A 16,649-nucleotide genomic window follows, 5' to 3' on the forward strand; every position below is an offset into this window, starting at 1 on the left:
TCTTGGCTCCCGAAAACGCGGGACTGGCGTCTTTCAACCTTCACCATGCCCCAGCGCGAGATATTGCTCGCTCTGCATTTCCATTAGACGGCTGACGGTACGATCGAATTCGAAGCTTCCGTCCCCTGCCTCGTACAGCTCATCCGGCTCGGCATCGGCGGTGGCGAAGAACTTCACGTGTTGTTCGTAGAGCGCGTCGACCAGCTTGGTGAAGCGGATCGCCTCGTTGCGCATGTCGGGGCCCATTTGCGGGATGCCGACCACGATTACCGTGTGGAAGGCGCGCGCAATCGCGAGGTAATCCGATGCGCCGCGATTTTCGCCGCACAGTCGCTTGAAGCTGAACACCGCGACGCCCTTGAGTGCCTTGGGCACGTGCAGTGTGCGCCCCCCTCCGAGATCGAGATCGCCGGAGGGCACATGCTCGGCATCCTCGGGCGCGTAATCGGTCAGGCGGAAGAAGGCCTCGCGCACCTGCGCGGTGGCGTCGTCCCTCAGCGGTGTATGCCAGGCATCGATCCCGCCGAGCCGGTCGAGCCGGTAATCGGTGGGGCCATTGAGCGGCAAAACATCGAGCCGGTCATGCACCAGCGCGATGAAGGGGAGGAACAGCGAACGGTTGAGCCCGTCCTTGTAGAGGTCCTTCGGCGGGCGATTGGACGTCGTCACTACCGTCACGCCTTCGTCGACCATCAGCGCGGTAAAGAGGCGGGCCATGATCGCCGCATCGGCGGTGTTGGTGACGACCATCTCGTCGAAGGCGAGGCAGCGCACATCGGTCGCGATGCGCTTGGCCACGCGTGCCACCGGGCCCTCGGCCTGCTTCTCGCGCTCTTCGCGGATCATTGCGTCGACTTCGAGCATGAAGGCGTGAAAATGGACTCGCCGCTTGCGGTCGCTATCAAGCGTGGCGACGAACAGGTCCATCAGCATGGATTTGCCACGCCCGACACCGCCCCACATATAGACCCCGCGCGGGGGCTCGGGCTCGCGGCCCAGCAATTTGCCGAAGAAGCCGCCGGTATCGGGCTTGGCTTCGAGTTCCTGCTGCAATTGGTCGAGCCGCTCGGCGGCGGCGCGCTGATCAGCATCGGGGCGCAATTCGTCGCGCGCGACGAGCGCATCGTATTCCGCAAGCAAACCGCTCATGAGCGTTTCTTCAGCTTGCGCACGATGCCCGAATAGCTCGCCACCACATCGTCGCCTTGGACCGCTTTGCCTCGGACGAACAGCATGCTGCCGGTCTCGCGCACGATTTCGCTGAGCGCGTCGAGTGGCCGCTCGGGATCGCCCGAGCCCACGAACTGGGTCGAGAGTTCGACGGTGACGGCGAAACCGCCATGCCCGCTGCCGACCATGTGCATGGTCGCGAACAGGGCGATGTCGATCAGGCCGAGCGTGGTCGCGCCGTGGATGTTGTCGCCCAGGTTGGTGTGCTTGCGCTCGGGAAACATGCGGAGGCGGCAGTGGTCGCCTTCGCGCCGGACCCACATCTCGCCCAGCACCGCGGTGTTGTAGCGACTGGTGTCTTCCAGGCCCCAGCTATGCCAGCCCGGTTCGCCGGTATGGCTTTCGGGCAAGGGTCGGTAATCGATGAATTCCGGAACGACGTCCGACACTTAGGCGGTCCGCTCGACCTCGAGCTTCTTGATCTCGGCGATCGCCTTGGCCGGGCTGAGGCCCTTGGGGCAGACATTCGCGCAGTTCATGATCGTGTGACAGCGATAGAGCTTGAACGGGTCTTCGAGCTCGGCGAGCCGTTCACCGGTCATCTCGTCGCGGCTGTCGGCGATCCAGCGATAGGCCTGGAGCAGGATGGCCGGGCCGAGGAATTTGTCGCTGTTCCACCAATAGCTGGGGCAGGCGGTCGAGCAGCAGGCGCACAGGATGCACTCGTAGAGGCCATCGAGCTGTTCACGCTGTTCGGGCGACTGCAGGCGTTCCTTGCCGTTCGGCGTCGGGCTGACGGTTTGCAGCCACGGACGGATCGAGGCGTATTGCGCGTAGAAATGGGTGAAATCGGGCACGAGGTCCTTCACCACTTCCATGTGCGGCAGCGGGGTGATGCGGATTTCGCCCTTCAGGTCCTCGATCGCGGTGGTGCAGGCGAGGCCGTTCTTGCCGTTCATGTTCATCGAGCACGAACCGCAAATGCCTTCGCGGCACGAACGGCGGAAGGTCAGCGTGGGATCAATGTCGTTCTTGATCTTGAACAGCGCATCGAGAACCATCGGGCCGCAATCGTCGAGATCGATCTCGAACGTGTCGTAGCGCGGGTTCTCGCCGCTATCGGGATCGTAGCGATAGATCTTGAACTTCTGGACCCGGCTCGCGCCCTCGGCGCGGTGGGTTTTGCCGTCCTTGCGGATGGTGGAGTTCTTGGGGAGCGTGAAAGTGGCCATGATCTATCCGGTGTTCGGTCTGTGTGCGCCCTCTCTAGCGGCTTGATCGCGCGCGGCAAGGGGGCGGGGCGCGAGAGTGGCGTCGCGAGACATGGACCGGGTGTTACACTGTCCAGGCCATAAAGATTCCGGGCGGAAGCGATCTTCCTGATTTGCAAGCGCATACGGATAGAAACTGCGTCCCATGAGTCCCATTATAGGGCAAGGCGAACCTGTAGGACAGCGATGCGATGACGGCAGTGATCTTCGGAGCGAATGGCGGGATCGGCGCGGCGCTGGTCGAGGCGCTCGCTGGTCGCGGCGAGACCGTCCACGCCTTCGCGCGCAGCGAGATCGCAGCGCCAGAGGGTGTCACGGCGCATATCGGCGATCCGTTCGACGAGGAATGGCTCGCGAGCGAGCTGGCAGGCATCGGCGAGGCGGACCTGGTTGTGGTGGCCAGTGGTATCCTCACGCTAGCCGACGGGACGGGGCCGGAGAAAACCTACCGCGCGCTCGATGCCGAGGCGATGACCGAAGTGCTGCGGATCAACACGGTGCTCCCTGCGCTGATTGCCAAGCATGCGCTGCCGCTCCTGCCGCGCAAGGAACGTGGCGTGTTCGCGGCGATTTCGGCCAAGGTCGGTTCGATCGAGGACAATCGCCTCGGCGGATGGCATTCCTACCGCGCGAGCAAGGCGGCGTTGAACATGCTGGTGAAGAATTTCGCCATCGAACTGGCGCGCACGCACAAGCAAGCTGCGGTGGTGGCCCTGCATCCGGGAACGGTAAATACCGGGCTGAGCGAACCATTCCAGCAGGGCCTGCCGGAAGGACAAGTGCGGCCAGCGCCGGAAGCGGCGCACGATCTGCTGGCGGTGCTCGATAAAGTGACGCCGGACGATAGCGGCGCGCTGCTCGCCTATGATGGCGAGCGATTGCCGTATTGACCGGATTGTGCGGTCAGTAAGACACCATTGATCCAATGACCATTTGAAGGCGTGGGAGCCACGTCGTCCCGGCTCTCACCGGGACGACGCGGCTTAATCCCGCATTACTCGCCGAAAGTGCGCTGCCACCAACCGCGGCGCGGTTTGGCGGGCTTGTCTTCGACGGTCGGCTTGGCAGCCTCGGTTTCGCGCTTGTCGCCGGTGGGCGCAGCGGGTTCCCCGGCCGTCGGAGCGGCCTCGACGGCCGCTTCGGTTTCGGCTTTCTTGGCCGCCGGCTTGCGACGGGTGCGCTTGGGCTTTTCTTCGGCCTTCGCCTCGTCTGCCGGAGCCTCTTCGGCATCGGCCTTTTTCTTGCGCGGGGCGCGCTTGCCCTTGGGCTTTTCCTCGGTTGCGGCTTCGGCGCTGTCGTCGCTCTTCTTGCGACGGGTACGCTTCGGCTTCTCCTCGGTCTTTTCCTCGGCCTTTTCTTGGACCGGGGCGTCGTCGCCATCCTTGGCGGCGGAAGCCTTCTTTGCCGCCGGTTTACGACGGGTGCGCTTCGGCTTGTCCTGCTCGGCAGCGGCTTCGGGATCGACCGGCTCGCCTTCGGGGCCGGAGACGACCGCGATGTCGTTGTCGAGCTGCTCGCTTACCTGTTCAAGGTTCTCGGCTTCTTCACCGATTTCCTCGTTCGTTGGCGTATCCTTCTTCTTGCCGCGTCCACGACCGCCGCGACGACCCCGGCGGCGACGCTTCTTGGGCTTGCCGTCTTCGTCTTCGTCGTCGTTCCGACCGCCATCATTGCGGTTGTCATCGTTGCGGGTGTCGTCATCCGAGCTGTCGTCATCGTCCGAATCGTCGCCATCGTCGTCATTGCGATCTCGCTGGTTCCGATTGCGACCGCGACCACCACCACGGCGGCTGCGCTTCTTGCGACCGCGACCGCGTCCGCCGCGATCGTCGTCGTCGTCATCTTCGTCTTCGTCGCCGTAATCCTCGATCTCGTCTTCAGGCTCGTCATCCTCGACGATCGGCTCGAATTTGGGGCGCGAGCTCGGTTTGGGGCCGGTGCTCTCGGCACGCATCTTGGCGCCTTCGTCCTCGCCCTCGGGCATGATGTGGACGGTGACGCCGTAGCGCTCCTCAATCTCGGCCAGGTCCGAACGCTTGTCGTTCAGCAGGTAGATCGTGGCTTCCTGGCTGGCGTAGAGCTTGATCACCGTGCCCTTGCCCTTGGCCGCTTCGTCCTCGATCAGGCGCAGCGCCGAAAGCGCGGAGCTGGAAGCGGTGCGGACGAGGCCGGTGCCGTCGCAATGCGGGCATTCGCGGGTGGTCGCCTCGAGCACGCCGGTGCGCAGGCGCTGGCGGCTCATTTCCATCAGGCCAAAGCCCGAGATACGGCCCACCTGGATGCGCGCGCGATCGCTCTTGAGCGCATCCTTCATCGCGCGTTCGACCTTACGGACGTTGGAATTGTATTCCATGTCGATGAAGTCGATCACCACCAGGCCGGCCATGTCACGCAGGCGAAGCTGGCGGGCGATCTCGCGCGCCGCTTCGAGATTGGTGTGCAGCGCGGTCTGCTCGATCCCGTGTTCCTTGGTCGAGCGGCCCGAGTTGATGTCGATCGAGACCAGGGCCTCGGTCGGGTTGATGATCAGGTAACCGCCCGATTTCAGCTGCACCTGCGGGTCGTACATCGCGCGCAACTGGTCTTCGGCGCCATAGCGCTGGAACAGCGGCACCGGATCGGCATAGCTTTTCACGCGGCGCGCATGGCTGGGCATCAGCAGCTTCATGAACTGCTTGGCGGCCTTGTAGCCTTCCTCGCCTTCGACCAGCACTTCCTCGATCTCGCGATTGTAGACGTCGCGGATCGCGCGCTTGATCAGGTCGCTGTCCGAATGAATCAGCGCCGGGGCCGAAGAACCCATCGTCTTTTCGCGGATCTCGTCCCACAGGCGAGCGAGATAGTCGAAGTCCCGCTTGATCTCGGTTTTGTTGCGGCTGATGCCGGCGGTGCGCACGATCAGGCCCATGCTCTTCGGCAGGCTCAGATCGCCGACGATCTTCTTCAGCCGCTTGCGGTCGCCCGCGTTCGAAATCTTGCGCGAAATGCCGCCGCCGCTGGAGCTGTTCGGCATCAGCACGGTGTAGCGGCCGGCAAGGCTGAGATAGGTGGTGAGGGCGGCGCCCTTGTTGCCGCGCTCTTCCTTCACGACCTGGACGAGCAGGACCTGGCGGCGCTGGATGACGTCCTGGATCTTGTAGCGGCGGCGCAGCGCACGGCGGCGTTCGCGGACTTCGTCCACTTCCTTGGCGCGCGAGCGACCCTGGCGGCGCTTGCCACCCTTGCCGCGACCGCGACCACGGCCCTTGCGGGGCTTCTCGTCGCCATCTTGGTCCTCGTCGTCATCATCGTCGTCATGGTCTTCGACCGCTTCGCCCTCTTCGAGCGTGGCGACCTTGTCCTTGTCGTCGTCGACTTCCTCGAGCCCGTCTTCGGCGATTTCCTCGACCAGCGATTCCCCGGTCTCGTCATCGGCGTCGTACTCGTCACCCGGCATTTCGCCGCGCTCTTCCTCTTCGGCGCGCAGGCGGGCTTCTTCCTCGGCCGCTTCCTGCTCTTCGGCGAGAAGGGCGGCGCGGTCTTCGGAGGGGATCTGGTAGTAATCGGGGTGGATTTCGCTGAAGGCGAGGAACCCGTGGCGGTTGCCGCCGAAATCGACGAACGCGGCCTGGAGGCTCGGTTCGACCCTGGTTACCTTCGCGAGGTAGATATTGCCTTTGATCTGCTTGTGATCGGAAGATTCGAAGTCGAATTCCTCGATCCGGTTGCCTTTAAGAACTGCGACCCGTGTTTCTTCCGGGTGGCGCGCGTCGATGAGCATACGCGTGGGCATTGAATATTCTCCGTGCACCCGGCGGCGGCGCTCCCAACCAGACACTGGGCCTGGCAAGGGGCGGGGCAGGGGGGCGCATTGTTAAGGGGCCCGGCGCTTTCGAACTGGCGAGTGCCGTCGTGCGGTGCCGGGCGTTCTGGTACAGGCCGCGCGAAATGTCGGCGGCGGTGTGCGTGTCTGCAGTGTGCCATGCGCCGGACGCCGCACGGGCCATGTGGCCCTGCGTGCTGTTCTCTAGCGCAATGTTTGAAGTCACCTGCATCAACCTGTTGCGGCGGAAAGCTTCTGATCTCTCCCCAGTATTGTCTGGGCGGGAGGGCACATCCGGCGCGGATTATTCTCGTTTTTCGGGGGTAAACTGCCCCGGTGGACAATTGGTTAGCAGCGCTGCGTCGTCGCCACAAGCACTGTTCACAGCCGCGCGGAGGGGTTTTGCGCATTTCGAACGGGGCGCTAAGGCGGGGCCCAATGAACCGCCGGGTCATCCTTGCCCTGATCGTTGCGATCCCGCTCGGCCTGCTGGCGGGTGCCGGGTTGGGCTATTGGCAGAGCGGCGGCGAGACCTCGGTGCGCGATCGCGGTGAACCGATCGTGCGGCTCAAGCTGCCCGAGGCGGGTGGCGAGATCGGGTTGCCGCCGATCCAGGGCCCTGCCGATTCCTCGCGCCCGCTGGTGGTGATCGATGCCGGCCATGGCGCGGGCGATCCCGGCGCGAGCGGCCACGGCCTGCGCGAAAAGACCATTACGCTGGCGATCGCCTTGGCGGTGCGCGAGCGGTTGCTCGAGGGTGGCGGCATCCGCGTGGCGATGACGCGCGACGACGACAGCTATCTCGTGCTCGAGGAGCGCGCCAATATCGCCCGCCGCCTGGGGGCGGACCTGTTTGTCTCGATCCATGCCGATTCGGCAGAAAACGACGCTGCAACCGGGGCCACCGCCTACGTCCTGTCCGAAGAGGGGTCGAGCGAGCAGGCGGAAGCTTTCGCCGCGCGCGAAAACCGCTCGGTGACAGTCAACGGCGTCGAGCTTTCGGAGCAGGAAGACACGATCAACGCGATCCTCGTCGATCTTTCGCAGCGCGATACCGAGTCGCGCAGCCGCGCACTGGCCGAACTGATCGTGCGCGAGGCCGAAGGAAAGGTGCCGATGCGGCGGCGCGCGATCCAGTCTGCCAATTTCATCGTCCTCCATTCGCCCGACATGCCCTCGCTCCTGTTCGAAGCCGGCTACCTTTCCAACGACGCCGACGCCGCGCGGCTCGCCACCGAAGAGGGGCGGGCGGCCATCGCCGACATGCTCGCCCGCACCATCCGCATCCACTTCGCACGCCAATCGGGCGGCTGATCGTCGCTCCACCGACATTCAGTTGCGCGATAGCTTGGCCACGCTAAAGCAGCAGGAACATGACCGAAGCGACCCAGCAGCCTTTCCTCGCCTACCTGCAATACCGCCTGCGCCGCGATCCCGGTGTGGTGTGGGAGGGATTCCGCGAGACCTGGGCGGACAACCGCAAGTTCCGCTGGCTGGTGCGGATCGGGCTCGCGCTGCTGATCCTCGCGCTGGCGTTGTGGATCGCGCTGATGCGCAATCTGCCCGATGCCAAAACGCTGGTGACCTATCAGCCGCAACTGCCCACCATGGTGCGCGGGATCGATGGCGAAGTGGTCTATTCCTATGCCCGCGACCGGCGCGTGCAGCTTCAGTTCGAGGATTTCCCCGAGGAAGTGACCAACGCTTTCCTCGCGGCCGAGGACGAGACGTTCTGGTCGCATGGCGGGGTCGATATTACCGGCACGCTCAATGCCGTTTTCGATTATGCCCGCAAGGCCGGATCGGATCAGCGCGCGGTGGGCGGATCGACCATCACCCAGCAGGTCGCCAAGAACATCCTGCTGGGCGACGAATATTCGGTCACCCGCAAGCTGCGCGAAATGGTGCTGGCCCAGCGGATCGAGGAAGTGCTGACCAAGCAGGAGATCCTCGAGCTTTATCTCAACGAAATTCCGCTCGGCCGCCGCAGCTTCGGCGTGCAGGCCGCCGCGCGCGCCTATTTCGACAAGGACCTGGACGATCTGGAACTGCACGAGGCGGCTTTCCTCGCGATCCTGCCCAAGGCGCCCGAACGCTATGGCCGTGCGCGCTATGAAGACATGGCCCTCGCCCGTCGCGCGACCGTGCTCGACCGGATGGAGCGCAATGGTTGGGCGACGGCGGCAGAAGTCGCCGCGGCGAAGGCCAAGCCGCTCGGCCTGGTGGCCGGGGGCACCAATATCCGCACCGCCGATGCGGGTTACTACCTTGAGGAAGTCCGCCGCCTGCTGATCGAGGAATATGGCGAACAGGCCGAAGACGGACCGAACAGCGTCTATGCCGGCGGACTGTGGGTGCGCACCGCGCTCGATACCGAAGTGCAGGACGCGGCCCGCGATTCGCTGCGCGCAGGGTTGATGCGCTATCAGGGCGGGCGCGGATTCTCCTCCCCGGTCGCGACGCTCAACCCGGACAATGGCGATCTCGTTTCCCAGCTCGCCTCGTCGAATCTCGGGGTCAATTACAAGGACTGGCGCGTCGGCGTCATCACCGAAGGCGGCAGCGCGCCGCGGATCGCCTTTGCCAATGGCGATGCCGGAGCGCTGACTCGCGCGCCCTCGAGCCTCAAACCGGGTGACGTGGTCGCCGCGACGCGCCAGGGCGAGTCACGCTTCCGGCTCGAGGTCGTTCCCTCGGTATCGGGCGGCCTTCTGGTCCAGCAGCCGCAGACCGGCCGGATCGTCGCGATGCAGGGCGGCTTCGATGCGCGGCTCGGCTCGTTCAACCGCGCGACCCAGGCCGAACGTCAACCCGGCTCGACGATCAAGCCTTTCGTTTATGCCACCGCGCTCGACAACGGGATGACCCCCGCGACCATGGTCGACGACAAGGCGTTCTGCGTCTGGCAGGGTGCGGCGCTCGGCGAGAAGTGCTTCCGCAATTACAGCCGTTCGGGCGGCGGCAGCCACACGATGCGCTGGGGCTTAGAGCAATCGCGAAACCTGATGACCGTCCACATCGCCGATGAAGTCGGGATGGAAAAGGTCACCGGCACCTTTCAGCGGCTCGGCATCGGGACCTACGATCCGTATTATTCCTTCGCGCTTGGCGCGGGCGAAACCACGGTCGAGCGGATGGTCAACGCCTATTCCGCGCTCGCCAATAACGGCGTGCAATATGATGCGAGCCCGATCGACCTCGTCCAGGATCGCAAGGGCAAGGTGATCTGGCGTGCCGACAAGCGCCGCTGCGATGGCTGCAACATGGCCGAATGGGACGGCAAACCGATGCCGCGCCTCGCGCCGCGCGGGCGGCAGGTGATGAACCCGGCCACCGCCTATCAGACCGTCCATATGCTGCGCGGCGTGGTCCAGCGCGGCACCGCGCTGGCGCTCGCCAGCCTCGACATTCCGCTGTTCGGCAAGACCGGGACCACCAACGGCCCGACCGATGTATGGTTCGTCGGCGGTTCGCAGGATCTGGTCGCGGGGGTTTATATCGGCTTCGACAATCCGCGGAACCTGGGCGGATATGTCCAGGGCGGCACCTTCGCCGCGCCGATCGTGCGCCAGCTGATCTCCGAAACCAAGCCGCGCTGGGGCAACCAGCCCTTCGTCGCACCCGATGGCGTGCGAATGATCCGGATCGATCGCCTGTCGGGCAAGCGCGTCTTCGCTGGCACGCCGAGCGAGGAGCGTCGCGCCTCGGTGATCTGGGAAGCCTTTAAGGCCGATACCGAACCGCCCCGCCGCGGCGATGCCGACGTGTTCGACAGCCGCCGCAAGGCGATCATCGCCGCCGTTCGCGCCGCCCGCAATCCGCCCCGTCGCACCGAGGCTCCTCAGGAGGAGCAGGTGGTCGAAGGCGATTTCGCCGAAGAGCAGGGCGGCATTTACTGAGGTTTGCGGTCCTCCCCCGGGTGGGGAGGGATCAGCTCCGCAGATCCGCGAAGGTGTCGCACTGGTCCTCGTCCTGGGTCGCGAAGCCGCGGCGCAGCCATTGCATGCGCTGGGCGCTGGAGCCGTGGGTGAAGTTTTCCGGATTGGCGCGCTGGCCGGCGCGTTCCATGATCGTGTCGTCGCCGATCGCGGCGGCGGCGTTCATGCCTTCCTCGAGATCGCCTTGCTCGACCTTGTCGCGGTTCTTGGCCGCCCATACGCCGGCATAGCAATCTGCCTGCAATTCCATGCGCACCTGGAGATCGTTGGCGCGGCGCGGGTTTTGCTGCTGCGCGCTCCGGATCTGGTCGGCGATGCCGGTCAGCTTCTGGATGTGGTGCCCGTATTCGTGCGCCATCACGTAAAGCCGCGCGAAATCGCCGCGCTCGCCGGATAGGCGCGCAAGCTGGTCGTAGAAGCTGGTGTCGATGTAGATGCCCATGTCGGCGGGGCAATAGAACGGTCCGGCCGCGCTGCTCGCCGTGCCGCAACCCGAACGCACACGGCCCGAATAGAAGGTCAGGCTCGGTTGGCGGAACTCGATATCGGCTTCACGGAATTCGGGCTCCCATGTCTGGTTGAGCGATTGCAGGGCGCTGCAGGCCTCGCGCGAATATTCATTCTGCGAGCACAATTCCTGCTCTGACATATCCGAACCGCGGCTGCTGGTGGTCGCCTGGTCGATGCTCTGCACCGTACCCAGCGTGCTGACGAAATCCGTCCCGAACACCAGCGAGCCGATCGCGGCAATGACGATGGCACCGCAGCCGAGCTTTCCGGCCCTTCCGCCGCCGCCTCCGCGCACATCGATCTTGTTGGTGTCGAACGGATTGAGCCGCATGATATTTTCCCCTGTCACGGTCCTTTCGGTGGACAGCGCGGGTATGCCGCGCGATGGACCGTCAGCAACAATAACAGCCAAGGAAGCGAAATGTTTCTCGAAGGACGCCGCGCACTCGTAACCGGATCCACCTCGGGCATCGGACTTGCCGTCGCCCGTGCCCTCCATGCCGAAGGCGCAGAGATCGTGCTCAACGGCTTCGGTGACGAAAGCGAAATCGCCGAATTGTGCGAGGAACTGGGCGCGAAACATTCGGGCGCTGACATGACCGATACTGCCGCCATCGAAGCGATGATGGAAGAGCACGGACCGATCGATATCCTCGTCAACAATGCCGGGATGCAGCATGTCGCCCCGGTCGAGGAATTCCCGGTCGATAAATGGGAAAAGATCCTCGCGCTCAATTTGGGCGCCGCGTTTCACACGATCCGGCTCGCCGTGCCGCACATGAAGCAGCAGGGCTGGGGGCGGATCATCAACACCGCCAGCGCGCATTCGAAGACGGCATCGCCGTTCAAGACCGCCTATGTCGCGGCCAAGCACGGGCTCGACGGGCTGACCAAGACGGTTGCGCTGGAACTCGCCGAAAGCGGCGTGACCGCCAATTGCATATCGCCGGGCTATGTCTGGACGCCGCTCGTCGAAAACCAGATCCCCGATACGATGCAGGCCCGTAACATGACGCGCGACGAGGTGATGAACGACGTGCTGCTCGCCAAGCAACCGACCAAACGGTTCGTGCAGCCGGAGGAAATCGGCGCGTTGGCCGTGTTCCTGTGCCGCGAAGAGGCGGGGAACGTGACCGGGGCGAACTGGAGCGTGGATGGCGGCTGGACCGCCGAATAGGGGACTTTCCGATGAAGAGATTTTCGATTTTTGCGCTGCCGCTGGCGGCGCTGGCGCTTCCGGCGTGCGCAGCGACGAGCGATGCAGCGAATCCCGCCAGCGCGTCCGACACGGCGATTGTCGCCGCGACCAGCGAAGCGGCACCGACGCTCGAACAGACCGAAGATATCCTGATGAAGCATATCGAGGTCCTCGCCAGCGACGACTACATGGGCCGCAAGCCCGGCACCGAAGGCGGTCGCAAGACGATCGACTATCTGGCTGGCGAATTGGAGAAATACGGCTTCGAGCCGGGCTACAACGGCAGTTTCGAGCAGAAAGTGGTGTTCGAGCGTTCCGCCGCACCCAAGGTTGCGCTGCTCCTGGGCGATACCGTGATCGAAGGCGAGGGGGTTGTCTCCCTAGCCGGGTCGACCGATTTCGACGGCGTCGAACTGGTCCGGATCGCATCGACGGACGACATCAACGACACCATCGCGGGCAAGCTGATGGTGATCGAGAATCCGATGCTGATGCGAGAAGCGGCGCAGGCTGGTCTCGAGGCGGGTGCGCGCGGTGCGATCGTGCTGGCGGGCGATGCCTTGCTTGCCAATTTCGCGGGTGGGGCCCAGCGCGAGCGGGTGAAGCTCGCAGACATGGATAACGGGGATGCCGAGCCGGTGTTCGTCTTGCTCGGCGACGATGCGAGCGCGGCGTTCAAGGCTGCCGATACCGACATGGTCTCCGCCGCCTACACCAGCGACGGCACGCGGTTCGAAAGCGCTAACGTGATCGGCAGATTGCCCGGGACGCGTCCCGAAGCCGGCGCGATCGTGATGATGGCGCATTGGGATCATATCGGCGAATGCGGCGAGCCAGACGCCGAAGACAGGATTTGCAACGGCGCGGTGGACAACGCGTCCGGCATCGCCGCCATGCTCGAAACCGCGCGTCGGCTGGCCGCTGGCCCGCAGCTCGAGCGCGATGTCTACATCATGGGCACCACCGCCGAAGAAATGGGCCTGCTCGGCGCGACCTATTTCGCCGAAAACCCGCCGCGCCCGCTCGACGAGATCCATGCCGCGCTCAATATCGACACGGTCGCGATTGCCCCGGCCGATGCGCCACTCTCGGTGATCGGCTGGAAACGCACGCCGCTCGATGCGTCGATCGAAGGCGTGGCCGCCTCGCTCGGGCGCACGGTCGAAGTGGGAGACGAGTCGGACAAATATGTCCGCCGCCAGGATGGCTGGGCGCTGATGAACAAGGGCGTGCCCTCGGTTCTCGTAAGCAGTTCGTTCGGTGATGCCGAGGCGACCGACACCTACATGTCGAGCCGCTATCACGCCGCCAGCGACGAAATCTGGGAAGGTTTCGAAATCGGCGGCGCCGCGAGCGACGTGCCGGTCTATGTCGCGCTGATGCGCCATTGGGCCACGCCTGCGCTCTATTCCAAGCCCGAAGGCTGGACCTTCGACAACGAAGAATAATTCCCCGGGCGACCCCTAGCGGCGGAGGTTGAGTGCGGTTACATGGGCCGCCACTCAACCGCCCATTACAAACTGCCTTAGGGGATTCGCGCGTGGCCATTGAAATACCGCTGGGACTGACTTTCGACGACGTGCTGCTGCGCCCGGCCGAAAGCTCGGTGCTGCCGACCCAGGCCGATACGCGCACGCGCCTTACTCGCGAGATCGCACTCAACATTCCGGTGGTTTCCAGCGCGATGGACACGGTGACCGAGGCCGACATGGCGATCGTCATGGCGCAATTGGGCGGCATCGGCGTTTTGCACCGCAATCTGACTGTCGAGCAGCAGGCGGCCGCCGTGCGCGCGGTGAAGCGCTATGAAAGCGGCATGGTCGTCAATCCGATCACCATTGCCCCGCAAGCGCCCTTGGGCGAGGCGCAGGCGCTGATGGACCAGCACAAGATCAGCGGCATTCCGGTGGTCGACGGTGCGGGCAAATTGTGCGGCATCCTCACCAATCGCGACGTCCGTTTCGCCGAGAATCCGCGTCAGCCGATCAGCGAGCTGATGACGAGCGACAACCTCGCCACGGTAAAGGCCGGGGTGAGCCAGGAAGAAGCGCGCAGGATCCTCCACCAGCGCCGGATCGAGAAGTTGATCGTGGTCGACGATGCCGATCGCTGCGTCGGACTGATCACGGTCAAGGACATCGAGAAAGCGGTTAATTACCCCAACGCGACCAAGGATTCGAACGGCCGTCTGCGCGTCGCCGCGGCGACCACGGTGGGCGACACGGGCTTCGAACGCAGCGAAGCGCTGCTCGATGCCGAGGTCGACGTGATCGTGATCGACACGGCGCACGGCCACAACAAGGACGTCGCCCGCGCGGTCGAGCGGGTGAAGAAGATCAGCAATTCGGTCCAGATCGTCGCGGGCAATGTCGCCACCGGCGAAGCGACCAAGGCGCTGATCGATGCCGGCGCCGATGCGATCAAGGTCGGGATCGGGCCGGGCTCGATCTGCACCACGCGCGTCGTCGCGGGCGTGGGCGTGCCGCAGCTCACGGCGGTGATGGACAGCGCCGAAGCCGCTGCAGACGCCGATGTGCCGGTGATCGCCGATGGTGGCCTGCGCACCAGCGGTGACGCGGCGAAGGCGCTTGCCGCCGGTGCCTCGACCGTGATGGTCGGTTCGCTGCTGGCCGGAACCGCCGAAGCGCCGGGCGAAACGTTCCTTTACCAAGGCCGCCGTTACAAGGCCTATCGCGGCATGGGCAGCGTGGGAGCAATGGCGCGCGGCAGTGCCGACCGCTATTTCCAGCAGGACGTGTCCGACGCGCTCAAGCTCGTCCCCGAGGGTATTGAGGGGCAGGTGCCGTACAAGGGCCCGGCGGGCGACGTGGTCCACCAGCTCGTGGGCGGGGTGAAGGCGGCAATGGGCTATACCGGCTGCGCGACCATTCCCGACCTGCACGAAAAGGCGCGCTTCGTGCGCATCACCGGCGCAGGGCTTGCAGAAAGCCATGTCCACGATGTCGCGATTACTCGCGAAGCTCCCAATTATCCGACGCGCTGAGGCATGACACCTGCCGCCCGCGTCCAGTCGGCGATCGAGATCCTCGACGCTGTAATCGAAGGCGCGCGCACAGGCGCGGCGCCCGCCGATCGCATTCTCGCCGAGTGGTTTCGCAATCACCGTTTCGCCGGATCGAAGGATCGCCGCGCGCTGCGCGATCTTGTCTATGACGCGATCCGCGCCTGCGGCCCCGTGCCCGAGAGCGGGCGCGCGGCGATGTTGCGCCTGGTCGAGACGGGGGGCGTGGCCGCCGAGCTCTTCGACGGCTCGCAATACGGCCCGGCGGCGATTGCAGACGGTGAAAAGTCAGCGGAAGGCGGTTTCGCATCCGAATGGCTGGTTGCCGAACTCGCAGCGTCGGGCGTCAACGAGACTGCGGGGGCAGCAATGCTCAACCGTGCGCCGCTCGATTTGCGAGTAAACACGCTCAAGACGACGCGCGATGCCGTGACGCTTCCAGTCGAGACCGAGCCGACGGTCGCGCCGAACGGACTGCGCCTTCAAGCCCACGCGCCGGTCGAGAACTGGGCCGAGTACCGCGATGGACTGGTCGAAATCCAGGATACCGGATCGCAGCTCGCCTGCCTGTCGGCCGGTGCCGCGCCCGGTGAGAGCGTAATCGATCTGTGCGCCGGGGCGGGGGGCAAGACCCTCCAGCTGGCTGCGCGGTTGGGAAACGAAGGCGCGATCCTGGCATGCGACGTCGATCGCAAGCGCTTGTCGAACCTGCCCCCGCGTGTCGAACGTGCCGGGGTGGCCAATGTCGCCGCGCGCCTGCTCGATCCTGGCAAGGAACTGGACATGCTGGCCGATGTCGCGGGCGAGGCCGATCTCGTGCTGGTCGATGCGCCGTGTTCGGGTTCGGGCACCTGGCGGCGCAAGCCCGATACGCGCTGGCGGCTGAGCCCCGAACGGATCGAGGCGTTCGCCAAGACACAGGACACGCTGCTCGATATCGCCGCCGCGCTGGTGCGTCCCGGAGGGCGGGTGCATTTCGTCACGTGCTCGCTGCTCGACGCCGAGGGCAAGGATCGCGCGACTGCCTTTCTCGAGCGGCATCCCGACTGGTCGGCGCTGCCGCTGGCGCTGCCAGCGGGCGAAGCGCGGGGGCAAGGCTGGCGGCTCACCCCGCATCGCGACGGGACCGACGGATTTTTCATCGCAGGTTTTGTTTCGCCGTGATAGCAAGCGGGCAAATGACCGAGGACCCCGCCCTCACGCCCACGCCGACCCTTTGGGAGCAAATCATGCGTTTCACGCCCGCCGCACTGGCGATTTCCGCCGCTTTCGCGCTTACCGCCAGCTCGCTCATCGCTGCCCAGCGCGAGGAAGCCGATCCGCGCGCGGTTGCATTTATCGAAGATGGCCGAGCGGCGCTCGACGCGGGCGAAATTGCCTCGGCGGTCGATGCGATCGAAGCGGGACTGGCGATCCAGCCAGGCAATCTCGACGGCTATCTGGCGCTCGGTGAAGCTATGCGCGCCAAGGACCTGCCGGGCCGCGCGATCCGTTATTACCGTGTCGTGCTCGCTGCCGAACCGCGCAACGTCACCGCGCTGGCGGGCGAGGGCATGGCTCTGGCCGACAAGGGCGCGTTCGATCTCGCCCGCGACCGGCTCGCTCGCGCTGAAGCCATCTGCGGCGATTGCGGCGAAGCGACGAACCTCGCAGCGCTGATCGAGACCCGCGAAAACGCGCCGCAAATGGCGGCCGCACCGGCGGAAGAAAGCCCGAGCGAGAATTGAGCCCTTCCGGC

The 16,649-nt window shown here is 65.0% G+C and carries 13 protein-coding genes; 8 read left to right on the forward strand and 5 right to left on the reverse strand.

Going from position 1 to position 16,649, the window contains the following annotated elements; genetic code table 11:
• Positions 1–33: 33 nt before the first annotated feature.
• From zapE to GRI68_RS03455, 3 genes are read right to left on the reverse strand one after another with little or no spacing between them, the layout of a single operon-like run.
• Positions 34–1,149: a cell division protein ZapE gene (gene zapE, locus GRI68_RS03445; RefSeq protein WP_160615902.1), complete on the reverse strand. Its 1,116-nt coding sequence runs from the start codon at positions 1,147–1,149 to the stop codon at positions 34–36.
• Complete coding sequence (locus GRI68_RS03450; RefSeq protein WP_160615904.1) at positions 1,146–1,619, reverse strand: PaaI family thioesterase; 474 nt, start codon at positions 1,617–1,619, stop codon at positions 1,146–1,148. Before GRI68_RS03450 ends, zapE begins: the two co-directional genes overlap by 4 nt.
• Positions 1,620–2,402, reverse strand: coding sequence for a succinate dehydrogenase iron-sulfur subunit (locus tag GRI68_RS03455; RefSeq protein WP_160615906.1), 783 nt, complete (start codon positions 2,400–2,402; stop codon positions 1,620–1,622).
• A gap of 230 nt (positions 2,403–2,632) precedes the next feature.
• On the opposite strand from GRI68_RS03455, the gene GRI68_RS03460 reads away from it, so the two are divergent.
• The gene (locus GRI68_RS03460) at positions 2,633–3,331 is read left to right on the forward strand and encodes an SDR family NAD(P)-dependent oxidoreductase (RefSeq protein WP_160615908.1); all 699 of its coding nucleotides are present in this window, start codon (positions 2,633–2,635) and stop codon (positions 3,329–3,331) included.
• 104 nt (positions 3,332–3,435) lie between these two features.
• On the opposite strand, the gene GRI68_RS03465 is transcribed toward GRI68_RS03460, so the two are convergent.
• Positions 3,436–6,213, reverse strand: a complete 2,778-nt coding sequence (locus tag GRI68_RS03465) for an Rne/Rng family ribonuclease (RefSeq protein ID WP_160615910.1) — start codon at positions 6,211–6,213, stop codon at positions 3,436–3,438.
• Between the two features lie 468 nt (positions 6,214–6,681).
• On the opposite strand from GRI68_RS03465, the gene GRI68_RS03470 reads away from it, so the two are divergent.
• The gene (locus tag GRI68_RS03470; protein ID WP_160615912.1) at positions 6,682–7,557 is read left to right on the forward strand and encodes an N-acetylmuramoyl-L-alanine amidase family protein; all 876 of its coding nucleotides are present in this window, start codon (positions 6,682–6,684) and stop codon (positions 7,555–7,557) included.
• 59 nt (positions 7,558–7,616) lie between these two features.
• Complete coding sequence (locus GRI68_RS03475) at positions 7,617–10,142, forward strand: penicillin-binding protein 1A (protein ID WP_160615913.1); 2,526 nt, start codon at positions 7,617–7,619, stop codon at positions 10,140–10,142.
• Between the two features lie 31 nt (positions 10,143–10,173).
• Here GRI68_RS03475 and ypfJ read toward each other — a convergent pair whose 3' ends face one another.
• Complete coding sequence (ypfJ, locus tag GRI68_RS03480) at positions 10,174–11,022, reverse strand: KPN_02809 family neutral zinc metallopeptidase (protein WP_160617828.1); 849 nt, start codon at positions 11,020–11,022, stop codon at positions 10,174–10,176.
• 90 nt (positions 11,023–11,112) lie between these two features.
• On the opposite strand from ypfJ, the gene GRI68_RS03485 reads away from it, so the two are divergent.
• The 5 genes from GRI68_RS03485 (at position 11,113) to GRI68_RS03505 (ending at position 16,638) form a co-directional block, all read left to right on the forward strand.
• On the forward strand, positions 11,113–11,868 hold the full coding sequence (locus GRI68_RS03485) for a 3-hydroxybutyrate dehydrogenase (protein WP_160615915.1): 756 nt from the start codon (positions 11,113–11,115) through the stop codon (positions 11,866–11,868).
• Between the two features lie 11 nt (positions 11,869–11,879).
• Positions 11,880–13,337, forward strand: a complete 1,458-nt coding sequence (locus GRI68_RS03490; protein WP_160615917.1) for a M28 family peptidase — start codon at positions 11,880–11,882, stop codon at positions 13,335–13,337.
• 98 nt (positions 13,338–13,435) lie between these two features.
• The gene (guaB, locus tag GRI68_RS03495; RefSeq protein ID WP_160617829.1) at positions 13,436–14,893 is read left to right on the forward strand and encodes an IMP dehydrogenase; all 1,458 of its coding nucleotides are present in this window, start codon (positions 13,436–13,438) and stop codon (positions 14,891–14,893) included.
• Positions 14,894–14,896: 3 nt separating this feature from the next.
• Entirely contained in the window at positions 14,897–16,075 is a 1,179-nt protein-coding gene (locus tag GRI68_RS03500; protein ID WP_160615919.1) for an RsmB/NOP family class I SAM-dependent RNA methyltransferase, read from the forward strand.
• 65 nt (positions 16,076–16,140) lie between these two features.
• Positions 16,141–16,638, forward strand: coding sequence for a hypothetical protein (locus GRI68_RS03505; protein WP_160615920.1), 498 nt, complete (start codon positions 16,141–16,143; stop codon positions 16,636–16,638).
• The last annotated feature ends 11 nt before the right edge of the window (positions 16,639–16,649 follow it).

This window comes from Alteriqipengyuania halimionae, assembly GCF_009827575.1.
Lineage (GTDB): Bacteria > Pseudomonadota > Alphaproteobacteria > Sphingomonadales > Sphingomonadaceae > Alteriqipengyuania_A > Alteriqipengyuania_A halimionae.